The organism is Roseivirga thermotolerans (assembly GCF_014653175.1).
GTDB lineage: Bacteria > Bacteroidota > Bacteroidia > Cytophagales > Cyclobacteriaceae > Roseivirga > Roseivirga thermotolerans.
In genome coordinates this window covers 165,183-181,118 of the sequence record NZ_BNAG01000002.1, presented here as the reverse complement: position 1 = coordinate 181,118, position 15,936 = coordinate 165,183, and the positions used below count along the sequence as shown (strand labels likewise).

Annotated in this window: 16 protein-coding genes; 7 read left to right on the top strand and 9 right to left on the bottom strand. The window is 44.9% G+C overall.

The window, feature by feature from the left end; genetic code table 11:
- The first annotated feature begins 61 nt into the window (after positions 1-61).
- The 5 genes from IE164_RS06760 (at position 62) to IE164_RS06740 (ending at position 6,923) form a co-directional block, all read left to right on the top strand.
- Positions 62-2,692, top strand: a complete 2,631-nt coding sequence (locus IE164_RS06760; protein WP_189629460.1) for an ABC transporter permease — start codon at positions 62-64, stop codon at positions 2,690-2,692.
- A 106-nt stretch (positions 2,693-2,798) separates the two neighbouring features.
- Positions 2,799-4,331: a ferritin-like domain-containing protein gene (locus IE164_RS06755; RefSeq protein WP_189629459.1), complete on the top strand. Its 1,533-nt coding sequence runs from the start codon at positions 2,799-2,801 to the stop codon at positions 4,329-4,331.
- A 21-nt stretch (positions 4,332-4,352) separates the two neighbouring features.
- Positions 4,353-5,039: a hypothetical protein gene (locus tag IE164_RS06750; protein ID WP_189629458.1), complete on the top strand. Its 687-nt coding sequence runs from the start codon at positions 4,353-4,355 to the stop codon at positions 5,037-5,039.
- A 103-nt stretch (positions 5,040-5,142) separates the two neighbouring features.
- Positions 5,143-6,093: an MNIO family bufferin maturase gene (gene bufB, locus IE164_RS06745; protein WP_189629457.1), complete on the top strand. Its 951-nt coding sequence runs from the start codon at positions 5,143-5,145 to the stop codon at positions 6,091-6,093.
- Entirely contained in the window at positions 6,090-6,923 is an 834-nt protein-coding gene (locus tag IE164_RS06740; protein ID WP_189629456.1) for an HvfC/BufC N-terminal domain-containing protein, read from the top strand. Before bufB ends, IE164_RS06740 begins: the two co-directional genes overlap by 4 nt.
- Positions 6,924-6,989: 66 nt before the next feature.
- Here IE164_RS06740 and IE164_RS06735 read toward each other — a convergent pair whose 3' ends face one another.
- A complete protein-coding gene (locus IE164_RS06735; RefSeq protein WP_189629455.1) occupies positions 6,990-7,910 on the bottom strand; it encodes a heme-binding protein in 921 nt (306 codons plus the stop codon).
- Positions 7,911-8,081: 171 nt separating this feature from the next.
- Between IE164_RS06735 and IE164_RS06730 the strand changes: the two genes are divergently transcribed.
- A complete protein-coding gene (locus IE164_RS06730) occupies positions 8,082-8,738 on the top strand; it encodes a DUF4349 domain-containing protein (protein ID WP_189629454.1) in 657 nt (218 codons plus the stop codon).
- Between the two features lie 131 nt (positions 8,739-8,869).
- A complete protein-coding gene (locus IE164_RS06725; RefSeq protein WP_189629453.1) occupies positions 8,870-9,754 on the top strand; it encodes a dienelactone hydrolase family protein in 885 nt (294 codons plus the stop codon).
- A gap of 53 nt (positions 9,755-9,807) precedes the next feature.
- Here IE164_RS06725 and IE164_RS06720 read toward each other — a convergent pair whose 3' ends face one another.
- The 8 genes from IE164_RS06720 to IE164_RS06685 form a co-directional block, all read right to left on the bottom strand.
- Positions 9,808-10,731, bottom strand: a complete 924-nt coding sequence (locus IE164_RS06720; protein ID WP_229838564.1) for an alpha/beta fold hydrolase — start codon at positions 10,729-10,731, stop codon at positions 9,808-9,810.
- The gene (locus IE164_RS06715) at positions 10,731-11,084 is read right to left on the bottom strand and encodes a translation initiation factor (RefSeq protein ID WP_189629451.1); all 354 of its coding nucleotides are present in this window, start codon (positions 11,082-11,084) and stop codon (positions 10,731-10,733) included. Before IE164_RS06715 ends, IE164_RS06720 begins: the two co-directional genes overlap by 1 nt.
- 107 nt (positions 11,085-11,191) lie before the next feature.
- Positions 11,192-12,040: a universal stress protein gene (locus IE164_RS06710; RefSeq protein ID WP_189629450.1), complete on the bottom strand. Its 849-nt coding sequence runs from the start codon at positions 12,038-12,040 to the stop codon at positions 11,192-11,194.
- A gap of 85 nt (positions 12,041-12,125) precedes the next feature.
- Complete coding sequence (locus tag IE164_RS06705) at positions 12,126-12,833, bottom strand: sulfite exporter TauE/SafE family protein (RefSeq protein WP_189629449.1); 708 nt, start codon at positions 12,831-12,833, stop codon at positions 12,126-12,128.
- Entirely contained in the window at positions 12,833-13,273 is a 441-nt protein-coding gene (locus tag IE164_RS06700; protein ID WP_189629448.1) for a FixH family protein, read from the bottom strand. The genes IE164_RS06705 and IE164_RS06700 overlap by 1 nt, the downstream gene beginning before the upstream one ends.
- Positions 13,270-14,700, bottom strand: a complete 1,431-nt coding sequence (ccoG, locus tag IE164_RS06695) for a cytochrome c oxidase accessory protein CcoG (RefSeq protein WP_189629447.1) — start codon at positions 14,698-14,700, stop codon at positions 13,270-13,272. The genes IE164_RS06700 and ccoG overlap by 4 nt, the downstream gene beginning before the upstream one ends.
- 169 nt (positions 14,701-14,869) lie before the next feature.
- Complete coding sequence (locus IE164_RS06690; protein WP_189629446.1) at positions 14,870-15,733, bottom strand: cbb3-type cytochrome c oxidase N-terminal domain-containing protein; 864 nt, start codon at positions 15,731-15,733, stop codon at positions 14,870-14,872.
- Complete coding sequence (locus IE164_RS06685; RefSeq protein ID WP_189629445.1) at positions 15,730-15,933, bottom strand: cytochrome C oxidase Cbb3; 204 nt, start codon at positions 15,931-15,933, stop codon at positions 15,730-15,732. Before IE164_RS06685 ends, IE164_RS06690 begins: the two co-directional genes overlap by 4 nt.
- Between the last annotated feature and the right edge of the window lie 3 nt (positions 15,934-15,936).

Below are 15,936 nucleotides of genomic sequence, written 5' to 3'. Positions count from 1 at the left end.
AGATTGCCACAATCCTACCTCACCTGTTTACCGACTGGCATACTCAGACTTGTGGGGCACTATGAAAAACCCCAGGAACCATATTACCCCTCCTCGTCTGGCAGAAAAGCTACTTCTCTGGTTTTTGAAAGATGAACTGGCCGAAGAGGTATTGGGCGATCTGGACGAGAAGTTCTATTCAACTGCAGAAACCCATTCCCTACGAAAGGCCAGGCGCAACTACTGGTATCAGGTCATTCATTACCTGCGCCCCTTTGCCTTTCGTTTTTTCAAAATCAAAAACTCAAATACTATGATCAATCATAACTTTAAAGTGAGCTACCGACAGATGCTCAAGAACAAAGGCTATTCCTTTATCAATGTGGGCGGTTTGGCCATGGGCATGGTGGTGGCCATGCTCATCGGACTATGGGTTGTGGACGAGCTAAATTTCAATAAGTATCACAAAAACTATGACCGCATTGCGCAGATACTGCGGGTAGAATCCAATGGTCAGGGCGGAATAGCCGTGAACAACGCATTAGCCACCGGTATGGGCAACCTGGTGCGTGAATCTTTCCCCGACCAAATAGAGGAGCTATTTATGGTAAGGTCCAGAAAGCAAGCCCCGGTAATTACCAATGGTGACAAGAAATTTCGCGAAGTAGGTGTTTTTCTGGAAGAAAATGGCCCTGGTGTGCTCACATTAGATATGATTTACGGCAGCACTGAAGGGCTGAAAGAAACACGATCGGTTCTACTTTCCCAAACACTGTCCAAAAAGCTTTTTGGAGAGGAAAACCCCGTTGGAAAAACAGTAAAGCTCAATGCAGACATAGACTTGTTAGTTGGTGGGGTATATAAAGATTTACCCAAAAACTCAAAGTTTTCAGACGCAGCGTTTTTCTCACGGCTTCTCTTGCTTTTTAGGGAGAATGAAGAGTCCATGAACGTTTGGAACAATTACAACATCGATATCTATGTAAAACTGGCCAACAATGTAAATCATGTTCAACTTGCCGAGCTCATTACCGAAAAAATCAAAGGGCATTATGATGATTGGGCAAGAGAGTCAGGCCAGACATTTATTCTTCACCCTATGAAAGACTGGCACCTGAATTCTGAATGGAAAGATGGGATGTCTGTGACAAGTCAGGAAAAGAAATTCGTTAGGCTCTATGGCGTAATTGGCGTATTTGTGCTGCTACTGGCCTGCATAAACTTTATGAATCTGAGTACCGCCAGGTCTGAAAAACGGGCCAAAGAAGTTGGCATTCGCAAAACACTGGGTTCACTTAGAAAACAGCTCATCACTCAGTTCTATATGGAGTCATTCCTTTATACCCTTTCTGCCTTTGGGCTGTCACTAATACTACTTTGGGCCTTACTACCTTGGTTCAATGAAACTTCAGGTAAAGGCATTTTGGCACCATGGGGTATGCCTGAGTTCTGGCTGGCCGGCACCGGGTTCATTCTATTTACATCCTTTATTTCAGGCTCTTACCCTGCCGCTTACCTTTCTAGTTTTAAACCGCTAAAGGCTTTAAAAGGCGGGCTCAAGTTTGGCAAAAGCGCCTCTATTCCGCGTAAGGTTTTGGTGGTATTTCAATTTACCATTTCCATTGCCCTGATTATCGGAACCATTACCGTAAACAACCAGATTCAGGCGGCCAAAGACCGCCCCATCGGTTACTCTCCAGAAGGAATGATCGCAATAGCTCCGGGCTCACCCCGGTTTGGTCAGCAAAAGGAATTATTGAAGCAAGAAATTCTGAAAACAGGAATGGCCGAAGCAATTGGTTTTTCCAACTATCCGGTAACCAGCACCTTAGGCTGGAACCACGGATTCTCATGGGAAGGCATGGACCCGGGATTCGATCAATCGTTCAACACCATCACTATTTCCAATGGATATGCCGATGCCGTAGGTATGGAGTTCATTACCGGCAGAGACTTCGACCCTACCAGAGAAACCGACAAGAACGCCATCATTATCAATGAATCGGCTATGAAAGCCATGCAACTGGAAAATCCGGTAGGTACAGTAGTGCGATACGATCCGGGCTGGCGAGAAGCGGTAAACTACACCATTATTGGTGTGGTAAAGGACATGATCAAAGGTGATCCTTTTCAGCGAACCGATCAGTCGATCATGTTCTTAGATCAGGAATACACCAGCTATATGTATATCCGCCTGAATCCGAATGTAAGTACGAGCGAATCTATTGCCACCATTGGCGAAGTTTACCGTCAAATTTTACCGGAAGCTCCATTCGACTTCCATTTTGCCGATGATCAATACAACCAAAAATTTGAGGCGGAACTTCGCATAGCAAGTCTTGCAAGGTTCTTTACCCTGTTGGCTATACTCATTAGTTGTTTAGGTTTATTTGGCCTTTCATCGTTCATTGCCGAACAACGAACCAAAGAAATAGGCATTAGAAAAGTATTGGGAGCAAGCATTCTAAATCTCTGGAAGCTACTCTCGAAAGACTTTACACTGTTGGTAGTAATTGCCTGCTTTATTGCCATACCACTGGCTTATGCCGTGCTGGACAACTGGCTAAATAGTTACCCGGTGCGTACAGAACTATATTGGTGGGTGTTTGCCATTGCCGGTTTTGGTGCTCTATTGGTGAGTTTGCTCACTGTAAGTATTCAGTCCATAAAAGCAGCCATGGCCAACCCGGTTAGAAGTCTCAGGTCTGAGTAGCGTGCGAGATGGGCTTTTTAAAAAAAACAGGTAATAATCCGGGGTGACTTTTAATTGCAGATTCCTTAAATTGGGACATGTAATTTCACACCAAACTATTTTTTCAATGAACGCACCATCTAAAGCCCCACTCTTGCTGGGCAATGACTCCGTGGTCAATAAGGAAAATTTTCCCCAGGCCATTCAACAAGCCATAGAGATTGAAATAGCCACTATACCGGTCTATTTGTACACATATTACTCTATTAACAGAAATCCCAACCAGGATGAATTAATCGAGCAACTAACCGCTGACCTCCTGGCTGCCGGTAAAACAAAAGAAGAAGCCTCCACTCTGGCTCAGGAACTTTCGGCTGATATTATGGTTTATGCCAACCGGGCAGGAGCCTTAATAATGAGCGTGGTAATAGAAGAAATGCTACACATGGCCCTTTCTTCCAACATTAAACAAGCCACCGTTGGACAGCCGGAGTTACTTTACAAAACCCCGACCAGCTGGCCGGCCTATTTACCCGGACACATACCGGAGTTTCCGATCAATCGATCGAAACTTTCTTTCAGGTCGCTTTATACCTTTCTTCAAATTGAGTCTCCGGACAAACTGAAAGAACCCGGCACCGAGATGTTGCTTGCTGCCAAACCTATTGAATATACCACCATTGGCGAATTCTACTCTCAAATTGAAAAGTATCTGGGTAGTGCCGATGTGGAGTACCATCCGGAAAGACCCCAACTCATTCCCGGCAAAGGCTACTACACAAACAACACCATTGATACCATATATTATAACCGCGAACACAAACCGGTATTTACCAATGCAGAAGATAGTGGCGACCTGATATACGTAACCGATGCAGAAAGTGCCATTGCGGCTATGCAGGAAATTGTTGAACAAGGGGAAGGACACACCCCCGAGCCGGGAAGTGGTTTAACCACGGGGCTTAATGCCAACGGAACGGTGAATTGTGCTCCGGGCAATATAGATGACACAGACGACCCTAGCGGAGACGAAGAATCACACTTTTTTAAGTTCAATCAGGTGTATTGTGACTTGCATAAATACCTGCATAAGTTTGCTCATGCTATGGGCAAAGAGGTATGCGATGTAGGCGACCAGGACGCCAGTGCAAAAACCTACTTTGATCCCGCCAAACTAGACGAGATAAATGACGAGTTCTTTACCAAATACTTCGTGCTCAATGTTCCGGAAAACCCAAGCGTAGCCGATTACACCAGCCCTGCTGTTCAAAAGGTGGCCACTCTTACCAATGCCATTTACACCTACATCTTTTTAATGAGCGAAGATTGCTATCGCAGAAAGGGACACACCCAATATGAACTCTTTATGTTTGGCATTCATAAGTCTATGATATTCATTCTTAACTCACTTTGTGGTGAACTAACAGGAATGAGCTATGTGGCCAAAGATGGCAAAACATATAATGCTGCCCCTACCTTTGAAGACTACCACTTTGCAACCTCTTCCAGCCCTAAATCGCAGTTAATAGAACTATTCAACAGCGCTGTAGGTGCCTATGATGGTATTGCCTATCTCGGACAAAGAATTCATGACTTACCCGATGTGCCATTGGAGCCTTATCTGGATAAAGAAAAAGGAAAGCTCTCATTTGCAGGTTAATCACTTATAAAACTCACACGTATGTATATTTTTAACAACACTCATTTTTTGTACGATAGCTGTGGCGGCAGAGGAAGCAGCTGTGGAAGCTCCAACGGTTGCGGCTCCAGCAGCAAGGGAGAAAAAGACATTACTACTCCCCTTGAATTGCACGCCTGCATGGGGCTGAACGCCTGCAAAGGCCATGATAGATTTGGAACCAACGCCTGTGCTGGACAAGGCTTTTGCGCCACTCAAACACACGTTTGTCACACACTAAACAACTGCCGCGGACAAGGTGGTTGTGGTTTATATGGTGACGCCTCCGAACAATGCCGACCGGGAGCCAACGACTGCGCCTGGCAAGGCAGCTGCGCCACCCCCATACAAGCCGAACGATTTAGCACTCAGGGACCAAATGCCGGTAAAAGCACCTGGCTACTTGCCCGCAAGCTGTTTGAAGAAAGAATGGCCAAAGCCAACCGAACAGTTGGCCCCTCTCCTTTTCCTTCAGGACCACCGCAAAAATGGTTGCAATCTGTAGCCGCCAACGGTGAGTACGACTCTTGCGGAAATAGCGGAGATAAATATTGCTCTTTCGGCTACAACAGCCCGGCAAAAAATGCTGAAGAAATGATTGAGGCCAGCAGAGAAGCCCTCAAAGACACTTGTACCGAATGTAAAAAGGTAGAAGAAGATGAAAAAAGGGAAAGCCAGGCTCAGCAGTAGCGCAAACGGTCTTCCGGTATAAATTACCAATCAATGACAGAGCGGGAATTCTGTGAAGCATGTAGTGCTGTTAAGTTCCCGCTTCTGCTTAACCCCACTGAATATGCATGCCCATAATACAGACCATTTTGAACGCCAATTGCAAAACCTGCCGCAATTAGGCTTAGGACTGGGGCTCCGAAGCCAACACTTTAAATACATTACTGAAAATCATCCGCCAGTAGACTGGTTTGAGGTTATCTCCGAAAACTTCATGGACTCCGGTGGAAGGCCCATGAACTTTCTAAGGCAAATTGCCGAAGAATATCCTTTGGTTATGCATGGGGTCTCTCTTTCCATAGGAAGCACCGACCCGCTGAACATGGACTACTTAAAGCGGCTCAAAAAACTAGCTTCCGAAATTCAACCCAAATGGATTAGTGACCACCTTTGCTGGACGGGCGTATTGGGCTTAAATACACACGACCTTCTTCCTGTGCCACTCAATGAAGAAACTCTGAATCATATAGTACAGCGTATTAAACAGGTGCAAGATTTTCTGGAACGCCCACTTATTCTCGAAAACCCAAGCACTTACCTGAGCTTTCAGCATTCCGATATTCATGAACCTTTGTTTTTGAAGGAAATGGCCGAGCAGAGTGGCTGCGGTCTGCTTCTCGATGTTAACAACGTATACGTGACCTGTTTTAACAATGAGTGGGATCCTATAAAATACATTGAAGAACTCCCACACGAACGAATTGTGCAAATGCACCTGGCTGGCCACATGCATTGCGGCACACACATAATAGACACACATGATAGCCCGGTAATAGATTCCGTCTGGGAGCTGTTTAGAATTGCCTGGCAAAAAATCGGAGGTTGTTCAGTGCTTCTGGAGTGGGATAACCATATTCCCTCTTTTGAAGAGTACCATGCCGAAGTTTTGAAAGCCAGGGAATACATGGAGGGTGAACCGGGGCCCATTCAAATGAACCCACCATCAACCACAGACCTTAAAGTTTCTAACCCGGTGAGTTTTTTAGTACCGGAAGTTAGCCAGGAACTACAATGACAAAGCCAAGCCTTTCAGCCACTCAAAAATGGATGCAACAAATACTGGTGTCTCCACTCGCTTTCGAAACCGACCCCAACAGTTATTTGCCGGACTCATTTAAGAACGATGTAGAGAAGCTCATTAAACCCAACAGCAGACTCTCTGCGAATGAGCGATTGCAAATTTACCAAACAGGCTACCTGGCCAGATTACGCGACTGCATGGAAAAGCAATTTTCGGTACTTCAGATGGCTCTCGGAAAAGAGCTATTTCAGGCGTTTGTCGATGACTACCTGCAGAAGTATCCTTCGCAAAGCTATACACTCAGCGAGCTGGGTCACCGGTTTGCTCAATACCTTGAAGAAACAAGACCAGACAAAGAGCTGGCTCCAGAAGAGCGCGAAACCTGGCCCGATTTTATGATTGAGCTGGTAAGGTTTGAGTATAAAATCACCCGCATTTTCGATGCCGACTTCTCCACTACCTTTGAATATGCCTTACTGAAAACTCCAAGTGAGCAACTTCGTTTGGTGGAGGCCCTGGAGTTGTTCGCTTTTAAGTTTCCAATTAGCCAATATTATCAGCAGGCTATTAAAGGCAAGTCTCCTGCAATACCAACCCCTTTGCCAACCTACGTGGCTCTGGCAAGGACAAAAGACTTTAGAATTGGTCTGTTCGAACTGAATCGCGGTCAATACATCTTCCTCAACCTTTGGAAAATGCATGGACAATTTGCTCCAACCTTAAAGGCATTTATTGAGCAGACAGGAATAGACCAAAAAGCATTTCAGGAAGTCTGGCCAAAATGGAAAGAATATTTTACTGAAAGCCTGCTCCTGAGCACTTAAATGTATACGATTCACCCGTCCGACCGCTTGGATCGGTCGGACGGGTGGGGTGGCTATTAGAATTTCTTATACATCGGCCACCTTCTGCAGGGTATTGATATCCACATGAGGCCAATTAAACTTCCTTCCGTTAGGGGCTGTAGAAGGAGGAAACACCAGGTTGATCGTCTGTGAATATTGAAGCTGCCATGAACTGCTACCATTAGCGTTCAACACCTCTTCTAGCCAAAAAATACAGCTCATTTTTGTAGCATCGGTATTCTTGGTTATGAATGGGGTATTGAGGATACCTCCTGTGGCGTTCTCAGAAGACAGATTGAGCGTAATAACCTGACCAAACTTCTGATCCTTTACATCATTGGCCAGCTGCTGGTTAGGATTGGCCTGAGGGAAATCTGGAAACCGTGGATGCATGGTATATTGTTCTTCTCCATAACCAAACACGCCTCCTCCATCAACCAAAGTTGGGCTTGTTTTAGCCTCAGGAAAATCAAACTTTCCGTTAGATTCGCTGGAGTTACCCATTAACAAGATTGAATTACCATGCGGAATATTACCGAGTCTGGCCACATTAAAGCCGCTATCGAAATTGGTAATGTTCAGCAACATTCCTGTTTCGGCATGAATTTCGGTGCCCTTACTAAAGCCTCGGGCATTACAAAATTCAGTATCGCAATCGCTAAAGACCTTCTGTTCATAGATTAATCCCACAATGGTCTGGTCATCTTCCATACCACGATTACCGGCAATAACAGCCGGAGAAAACGACCATGTTTCATAATATGGAATTACCTCCAGAACAAAACCATCGGCCGGAGGAGTAAAGGGTGAGTTACCTGGTACGGCAATAACATTCCAACCTGTGCCCGATCCGGGTTTGCTTTCCCAAGTGCCCAGAAAGCCTTGTAAAATACCTAGATCGATTTCCTGTGATTCTTTTGCGGACAGCAACCTCGCTCCGAGTACTGTCGGGTCCATTTTTCCCATAGTTCTGATATTTAGTGTGTTAAAAAAGTAATCTAAAGTAAGACTTTTCCGGCTGATTTTAAAACAGGGTCAATAATTGAACATGACACCTACCTAACCGCTCCTAACCAAGACCAACCGGTAGTACTAGATCAAGTGGAAGCTCGTTATTATCGCTATAAACACTCAATCATGAAGAAAACTTACATTTTAGCCCTACTGAGCCTGCTGCTATTCATTAATTGCAGGGGTGCTAATCCCCCTCAGCATAGCCTCTCCAACCATACCTCAGCCATAGATGTAGCGTTGACGGAACCAAGCAGTTCCGAACCTTTAATTTCTCATGAGGCATTGATGGAACTACTAGTAGAGCACCCAGACAGTAGCTTTAAAACCATCAATCGTATTTTCGGCCAAAACAATGGGCTTTTGATATCGAGAAACAACTATCAGTTTAGCTATCGAATACCTTCCGCCTCCTTTTCAAAAACTCTTGAGGACTTAGCCGGTATAGGGAAAGTAAAACAAAGACTAATAAATAGCCGGGACGTAACCAATCAGGTATTCAACTCACAAGACCGACTTAGCAGCCTTAAAAAGGTAAAAGAAAGGTACCTGAACCTTTTACAACAAGCCAATTCCGTTTCTGACATGCTGAGTATTGAGAAGGAGTTGGAGAGAATAAGTGGAGAAATAGAAATACTCGAAAGTGAGCTTAAGAGACTCCAATCGAGTATCGATCACTCTATCATTAATGTAGTACTCAAACAAAAAAAGAAGGCTGGTATTATCGGAGCTATTGGCAAAGGCATTTATTCAGGAGTTAAGTGGTTGTTTGTGAGAAACTAGCGGGCCTAAAAAACAAATTACCAGGCCTCCTGTTGCCATTCAAGCCCAGCACAAATCCGCCAGTAAAAAGATTTATAAGACACAGCCGGTATTTTCTTAACTTATTTATCAGTTAATCAACCCCTTATACTATGCCGCTCAAAAAAGAAGACATTAGCCAAGAAGTGTTCGACCTATATGATGAATATGCCCATAATAAGATTGACCGCAGGAAATTCATTGAACGACTATCGGTCTATGCCGTTGGCGGTATCACTATAAGCTCTCTTCTAAGCTTCATTATGCCCGATTATGAAACCACTGCTTTGGTGAGTGCTGATGACGACCGCTTGAGTAGTGAATATATTACCTACGATTCGCCAAAAGGGGGCGGAAAAATTAAAGGGTTGTTTTCGAAACCGGAAGGTGCTTCTGGCAAACTACCCGGCATAATTGTAGTACACGAAAACAGAGGTTTAAATCCATACATAGAAGATGTGGGTCGAAGATGCGCTGTCGATGGCTTTATGAGTCTTGCTCCGGATGCACTAACACCGTTGGGCGGTTATCCCGGCAATGATGATGAGGGCCGGGCTCTGCAACGGCAACGAGACAGGGATGAAATGCTTGAAGATTTTATAGCGGCTTATCATTGGCTTAAAAACCGACCTGAATCTAACGGAAAAGTGGGAGTAGTTGGTTTCTGCTTTGGTGGGTGGATTTCCAATATGATGGCCGTGCGCTTGCCCGACCTGGGTGCAGCCGTACCCTTTTATGGAAGCCAGCCTTCAAATGAAGATGCCGCCAAAATAAAAGCCCCTCTAATGTTGCAATATGCGGGGCTGGATAGCAGAGTGAATGCCGGATGGCCGGACTACGAACAGGCACTAAAAGCCAATGGGGTAAGCTACGAGGCTTTTGTGTATCCTGATGTAAACCATGGTTTTCACAACAATACAACCCCTCGCTATGACGAGGCTGCTGCCACTCTGGCCTGGCAAAGAACCATTGCCTTTTTCAAAAAGCATTTGATGTAACACGTACCATAACCGTGAGATAGGAACTGAACTAAGGGCAATTAACCTCTCCGTTAATCATCCAGAAAATCTCTAACTGCTCGGTTGAAAGCTATAGGATTTTCAATAAAAGGAAAGTGTCCGGAGGTGGGTATTACCTTAAGGCGTCCGTTGTTGAGAGAGTCTACCATTTTTCGAGCATGCAGGTTAATGGCCGCTTCTGCATCGCCATACATAACCAGTGCAGGAGCTTTAATCTTTTTTAGGTCAGCATATAAGTTGTATTGTGCCAAATCGGGGCCTAACAGTCCAAAAACAGCACTCCTCTTTTGAAAATCTTCCGGGATATTGAGGTTCAGTTGGTCTATCTTGAGTTTATCGAAAAACTGTGCTTTAAATGACAAAAGCATCATTTCTTTTATGTAAGGCACTGGGTTGGGTGTGCGCAGCAAGCCTGTGCTCACAATATTATCTAGCCTCCGCTTGTCTTTAGGGTCTATGTTGTTGGCTGCGGCAAGATTTTCTTTTTGCCAGTCGGCAGAACTAGGCGCCATCGAGTTGGCCAATATAAGACGTTCTACCTTATCGGGATAGGCCATAGCATATTTCATAGCGAGCAGACCTCCCCAGGAGTGCCCCATAATGTGCAGCTTTTCATGGCCCAGCTTGGTTCTTATCTGCTCAATATCATCCACAAAACCATTGAGGTTCATAGTGGCGGAGTCGATCGAAAGTGAAGACTTACCACAGGCGCGTTGGTCATAAAAAATAAGCCGGTAGTCTTTAGCGAGTTCTTCCAAATGGGGTAAAAAATAAGAGTGATCGAGTACGGGTCCTCCGTGAATAACCAACAAGGGGTCGCCACTACCCATGGTTTTATAGTAGACATCTGATCCACTTACAATCATGTAACCTTGCTTCATTTCTGAAGAGGAAGACCCACAAGCCATTAACATGAATAGAAGCAGAAGGCTTACTATGTAATTTCTTTTGAGCATTAGCCGCCTACTCTTTTTGCTCTATATCCATTGCTCTGAAGAAGCTCCAAAACCTTATCTCGAAAATCTCCCTGAATAAGTATTTCACCATCTTTGGCCGTGCCTCCAACACCGCACTTCGATTTCAGCATCTTGCCCAGCTCTTTCAAATCTTCATCTGTACCTACAAAACCTTCAACCAGAGTTACCTGCTTACCTCCTCGGCTTTTCTTGTCGAGCATCACTTTTAGGTTTTGCTCAGCCGGAGCAAGTGTTTCTTCTTCAAAACTTCCTTCATATTCATAGGCAAAGTCCTGATTGGTTGAATAAACCACTCCGCTTCTCCCCTTATCTCTTTTGTTCTTCCTAGACATGCTTCGAAATTAGTTATTCATTGCCTTAAAGTGAAAACAGAAACCGGAAATCGAGCTACTTTTGAGCCCTACTCCGGTTTCTGAAGTATGCTTTCATAAAGCTGTTCCTATTTCTTCATAGAAAGGGTCATTACCGGTATGGTGGCATGGTTTACCAGGTCTTCAGCAATACTTCCGGTGAGCAGGTGCAAGAGCCCTGTTCGGCCATGAGTGGCTATGGCTACCATACACTCTCCAAGGTCTTCAGCAAAATAAAGTATACCATCTTCTTCTGTCACCTCATTATAAATGTTGGTAGTGCAATTAAGAAGCCCATGCTGCTCTTTAAACCGGGCGAACTCCTTATTGAGCTGCCGCTGAGTGTAAAAGTGATTGGGTGTATTTACCTTGAGCAAGTGCAACCGGGCTCCTGTGAACGACTGAACAGTTTTTATATGAGGAATAAATGCAGACTGATCGGTAGACAGATTGGTGGCATACACTATGTTTTTGATGTCTTTAAGGCTTACCTCATTTTTTACAGTTATTACAGGGCACTTGGCATAGCGCACTACTTTTTCTGTATTGGAGCCTATGAGTATTTCGTCTAACCCACTGGAGCCTTTGGTTCCCATTATGAGTAAATCGGCTTTATAGTCGGCTATCAGATTGGAAATACTTTCGTAGGGGCTTCCCATTTCTAAAACGGTTTCAACCGTAAGTCCTTTGAGTGCCTCTTGAGCGGCCGCTTCCTTTAAATGTTTTTTCTGTATTTCAATAAGCTTATTAATAAAGAATGCTTCTTCGCCAACAGGCTCTGAGGCTTCTCCCATGGTGTTGAAGGCAAAGCTGCGGGTACCCTCAATAACATTGAGCAAGACAATTCGGGCTTTCGAATGTCGGGCTATCTCAGCTGCCAGCTTTGTGGCATTGGTAGCTTGTTCCGAAAAATCTGTAGGTACTAGTATAGTTTTCATGATTGATTTGTTTCGTTTTCTGTTAGAATCAAGTTGATCATTATTTCCTTAGAAAATAATGATTTTGATCATAAAGCCAAGAATTCTAGGGCTGTTCGCAAAGCTCAATGGCCTGTCCTTTAACCAGCTTGGGGCTGATGTAAGGAATACCCAAGTTGAGACCACGCACAATGAGTAATAGCGCCACCAGAACTATAAATCGGGGGATCCAACGCCTGACCATGGATTGGTTTAACGATCGGAGCGAACGACCCATCCAGGCCGCGGCAATCATCATTGGCAGTGTACCCAGTCCAAAAGAAATCATGTAGAGCATTCCGCCTTGCACTGAGCCCATAGACAATGAGGCTATAAGTGCCATGTATACCAAACCGCAGGGCAGCAAGCCATTATAGAAGCCCAAAAGGGCATTGGTCTTTGCGGTATTTCCGTTCATGAGCCGGCTCAATGATGCTTTAACTCTCAATAAAAGGCGAGACAATGGCTTTAGCCTAAAACCACCAGAAATTCGCCCTTTGTTAATAAGCAAAAAGAACAATAAGAAAACTCCGGTAATAATGGAAAGGTGCTGCTGAAACCCCATAAGCCTAACCGAGTGCCCTGCCAAGCCAAACAAACTACCCAGCAAAGAATAGGTAATAATTCGGCCAAAGTTGTAGCTGAGGCGGAGCTTCCACCAGTGGAACCGACTGCCGGCCCTAACCGGCATTGCCCAAACAATGGGCGCGCACATGCCCAAACAGTGCAGGCTACCAAATAAGCCAAACAAAAAGCCTGTCCACAGCATCAGCATTAGATCACAAAATCAATTTCCTGATAGTATTCCTTTTGGCCATCGGTCCACAACAACTGCAGTTTCCAGGCTCCGCTAACAAAAGATGCCACATCGACCTCCCAGGTATTTTCACTGCCTAGGTTAAGCTCAATCTCTTTATCATGCCTGGCGTTGCTGGCTCTGTAGAATTTAACTTTGCCACCGGTAACCTGTTTGGCCAACTGCTCGGGAAAGCGCAACTGCACTTTAAGGTTTTGACGGTCGACAATAAATTCCGGCCCGGCTTCTAAACGGTTGGCATTTCGCATGCGAACTATTTGATCTTCGTAGGCCAATTCCTGTTCGTAGTAATCATCGGCCACCAAGCTAAACTCAGTATTCATGCTGATGTAAGCCATGGAGAATATTCCGGCTATAAAACACGCAAAGGCCAATACGATTCTGTTTCCCCAATTCATTTTTCTAGTGTTACAGGTCCTAAGAAATTAGTATTTACTTCATCAATCAGTTGTTCACCCATCCATAACTGAATGGAGAGTTCTGTTTTAGTGGTTTTGAGTTGTTCTTGTGGAAGCTTAATGATGAATACACGGTCTAACTTTGCCTTGGCAGGCAAAATCAAAGCTTCTTCTCCCACCACTTCAACAAGCCCACGTGGTTGATCTTTTAACCGGACAGACAGCTCTATATCCTCAGCGGTTTTATTTACCAATTGTATGTTGTAGATGTTCTGAATGTGGCCATCTTCTAGTTTTTGGTACATCATACCGGGCATTCTCAGCACAGTAGCCTCTACCTCCGACCTGCCAGACACAAACACTACCAGCAGGGTAACTAAAAGTAGAAGCACTCCTGTATACCCGGCCACACGGGGCGTAAACATGCGCTGTCTACCCTCTACAATAGCGGTATAAGAAGTAGGCCGAATAAGTCCTCTGGGTTTACCCAATTTTGTCATCACATCATCGCAGGCATCTATGCATGCGGTGCAGTTCACACATTCCAGTTGGGTTCCGTTGCGAATGTCTATGCCTGTGGGGCACACATGCACACAGAGCTTACAGTCAATGCAATCTCCTTTTTCGGTTCGTTGTTCATTTCGTTTGAGTTTACCCCTGGGCTCTCCGCGCAACCAATCGTACATCACGGCCATGGAGTCTTTGACCAAAAGCACTCCCTGTAAACGGCCATAAGGACAAATAGCCACGCAGGCCTGTTCGCGCAAAAAGGCGAAAACAGCATAGAAAACGGTACTAAAAGCTATGAGTCCTACGAACCCTGCCCAGTGCTCTGAAGGTGGCCGACTTACGATTTCCTTCACCTGCTCAATGCCGATGAGATAGGCCATGGCGGTGTGGCCAATGAGTATGGCAATGAGTGAGAAAATGAGATGTTTGGCCAATCTCTTTCGAATTTTATAGCCTGTCCAGGGCATTTTTTTCAGCTTTCGCTGCTGGGCCGCGTCACCATCTATCCAGTATTCAATTTTTCTGAATACCATTTCCATAAACAGGGTTTGCGGACAGGCCCAGCCGCACCATACCCGACCAAAAACTACGGTAAAGAGGATGATGAAAACAAAGAAGCTGATAGCTATTAAGGCTAGAATAAAGAAGTCTTGTGGCCAAAAGACGGCTCCGAGAATTGAAAACTTGCGCTCAAAAACATTGAGTAATAAGAAAGGTTCCCCACCTATTTTTATGAAGGGACCGGCAAAGAGTATGGTGAGAAGAATTACACTCACCACCATTCTCTTACTATGGTAGCTACCTTTGGGCTTTTTGGGGTAAACCCATACACGCTTACCTTTTTCATCTACCGTGGCAATAGAGTCCCGGTAGTGGTCATCGTAAGTATAGAGGTCCTTTATTTTATCTTGCTCCATCGGTATTATTTTTTAGTCTCCTGAGACACTGCGGCTGGCCACTTCAAAACGCATTCGTCATTCCCATGAAACCGGGAAACCTCCCTTAAGCCCGTGCTAGCCTGGTGAGATTCCCGATCAAGTCGGGAATGACGCAGCCCATTACATTTTGTGACTGTCTCACGATCAATTAATTCTCCGGCTCATACAGTTCTCCATCCGGAGGCAAGGCTCCTGGAGGGTTTGTGCCTTGCAGGGAGAGTACATACGAGGCTACATTTCTCATGCGCAAAGGGTTGAGCTGTCCCTCCCAAGAAATCATGGCGGTGTTGGGAACTCCGTTTTTGATCACTTTGTACACATCGGTTATGCTTCCTCCATTCCTCCAGTATTTATCCGTGAGGTTGGGTCCTGCCAGTCCGCCACCATCGGCCTTATGACAAATGCTGCATTGTTGCTCAAAGAACTTCTGTCCATCAGCCAGCTCGGCCGGATCATCGGTTACGGTTACTGTATTTTCATCGAAGTCAATGACTAAATCGGCTTCCTTATTGGCTTTGAGTGCCTCAGCAGCGGCAATTTCTAACTCGTATTCTTCGTCTTGCAGAGGCGCTGTTTTAAATACATGAAACACCAGGAGATATATTACCGAGTAGACTATGGTTACATAGAACAAACCCTTCCACCATGGCGGTAAATGATTGTCTAGCTCTTTAATACCGTCATAATCATGATCGAGCAAAAGCTCTTCCTCTTCTTCCATAGGTTGAAAAGCGTTCCATTTAGCCCATAACTTAGCCCACCAAGATGGCTGGGTTTTCTGCTCTTCCGTCATTTCCTTTTTAATGAAAATCTTGAGCAATTGGAGCACATAAATGGCAACCAGCAGAACCAGTATTGAAACCACGAATACCAGTCCGAGGGTAATATAGAGCATCGTTTCCTGGCTCAAGGCAGAGTTTGAGCTTTGTGCATAGGTTTTTGTACCGAGTAGCATAAGACCAGCTACCAAAAGCACAGCGGTTTTTCGTTTAAAATGGGTGATTATGCTCATAGTTGTAGGCTTTTTTTCGGAGACTCAATTTCTGTTTCTGCACCATCGGCCAGAGGCAACTCTTGCATATGCTCTACATAGTCTTTGCGCATTTTCCATACATAGGCGATTAGCCCAAGAAAGAATACAAAGAAGATAATGAGCGAAATGATGGGCCATATCTCTACGTTGTGTACTTGCTCGAAATAATATTTGAACATGGC

Excerpts from the sequence above, each read along its gene's own strand:
- IE164_RS06755 (WP_189629459.1), top strand. The coding sequence starts at position 2,799 with ATGAACGCACCATCTAAAGCCCCACTCTTGCTGGGCAATGACTCCGTG.
- IE164_RS06750 (WP_189629458.1), top strand. The coding sequence starts at position 4,353 with ATGTATATTTTTAACAACACTCATTTTTTGTACGATAGCTGTGGCGGC.
- IE164_RS06710 (WP_189629450.1), bottom strand. The coding sequence starts at position 12,040 with ATGAAAACTATACTAGTACCTACAGATTTTTCGGAACAAGCTACCAAT.
- IE164_RS06715 (WP_189629451.1), bottom strand. The coding sequence starts at position 11,084 with ATGTCTAGGAAGAACAAAAGAGATAAGGGGAGAAGCGGAGTGGTTTAT.
- IE164_RS06760 (WP_189629460.1), top strand. The coding sequence starts at position 62 with ATGAAAAACCCCAGGAACCATATTACCCCTCCTCGTCTGGCAGAAAAG.
- IE164_RS06700 (WP_189629448.1), bottom strand. The coding sequence starts at position 13,273 with ATGAATTGGGGAAACAGAATCGTATTGGCCTTTGCGTGTTTTATAGCC.
- IE164_RS06705 (WP_189629449.1), bottom strand. The coding sequence starts at position 12,833 with ATGCTGATGCTGTGGACAGGCTTTTTGTTTGGCTTATTTGGTAGCCTG.
- IE164_RS06690 (WP_189629446.1), bottom strand. The coding sequence starts at position 15,733 with ATGAGCATAATCACCCATTTTAAACGAAAAACCGCTGTGCTTTTGGTA.
- IE164_RS06725 (WP_189629453.1), top strand. The coding sequence starts at position 8,870 with ATGCCGCTCAAAAAAGAAGACATTAGCCAAGAAGTGTTCGACCTATAT.
- IE164_RS06720 (WP_229838564.1), bottom strand. The coding sequence starts at position 10,731 with ATGCTCAAAAGAAATTACATAGTAAGCCTTCTGCTTCTATTCATGTTA.
- IE164_RS06740 (WP_189629456.1), top strand. The coding sequence starts at position 6,090 with ATGACAAAGCCAAGCCTTTCAGCCACTCAAAAATGGATGCAACAAATA.
- IE164_RS06685 (WP_189629445.1), bottom strand. The coding sequence starts at position 15,933 with ATGTTCAAATATTATTTCGAGCAAGTACACAACGTAGAGATATGGCCC.
- IE164_RS06735 (WP_189629455.1), bottom strand. The coding sequence starts at position 7,910 with ATGGGAAAAATGGACCCGACAGTACTCGGAGCGAGGTTGCTGTCCGCA.
- ccoG (WP_189629447.1), bottom strand. The coding sequence starts at position 14,700 with ATGGAGCAAGATAAAATAAAGGACCTCTATACTTACGATGACCACTAC.
- IE164_RS06730 (WP_189629454.1), top strand. The coding sequence starts at position 8,082 with ATGAAGAAAACTTACATTTTAGCCCTACTGAGCCTGCTGCTATTCATT.
- bufB (WP_189629457.1), top strand. The coding sequence starts at position 5,143 with ATGCATGCCCATAATACAGACCATTTTGAACGCCAATTGCAAAACCTG.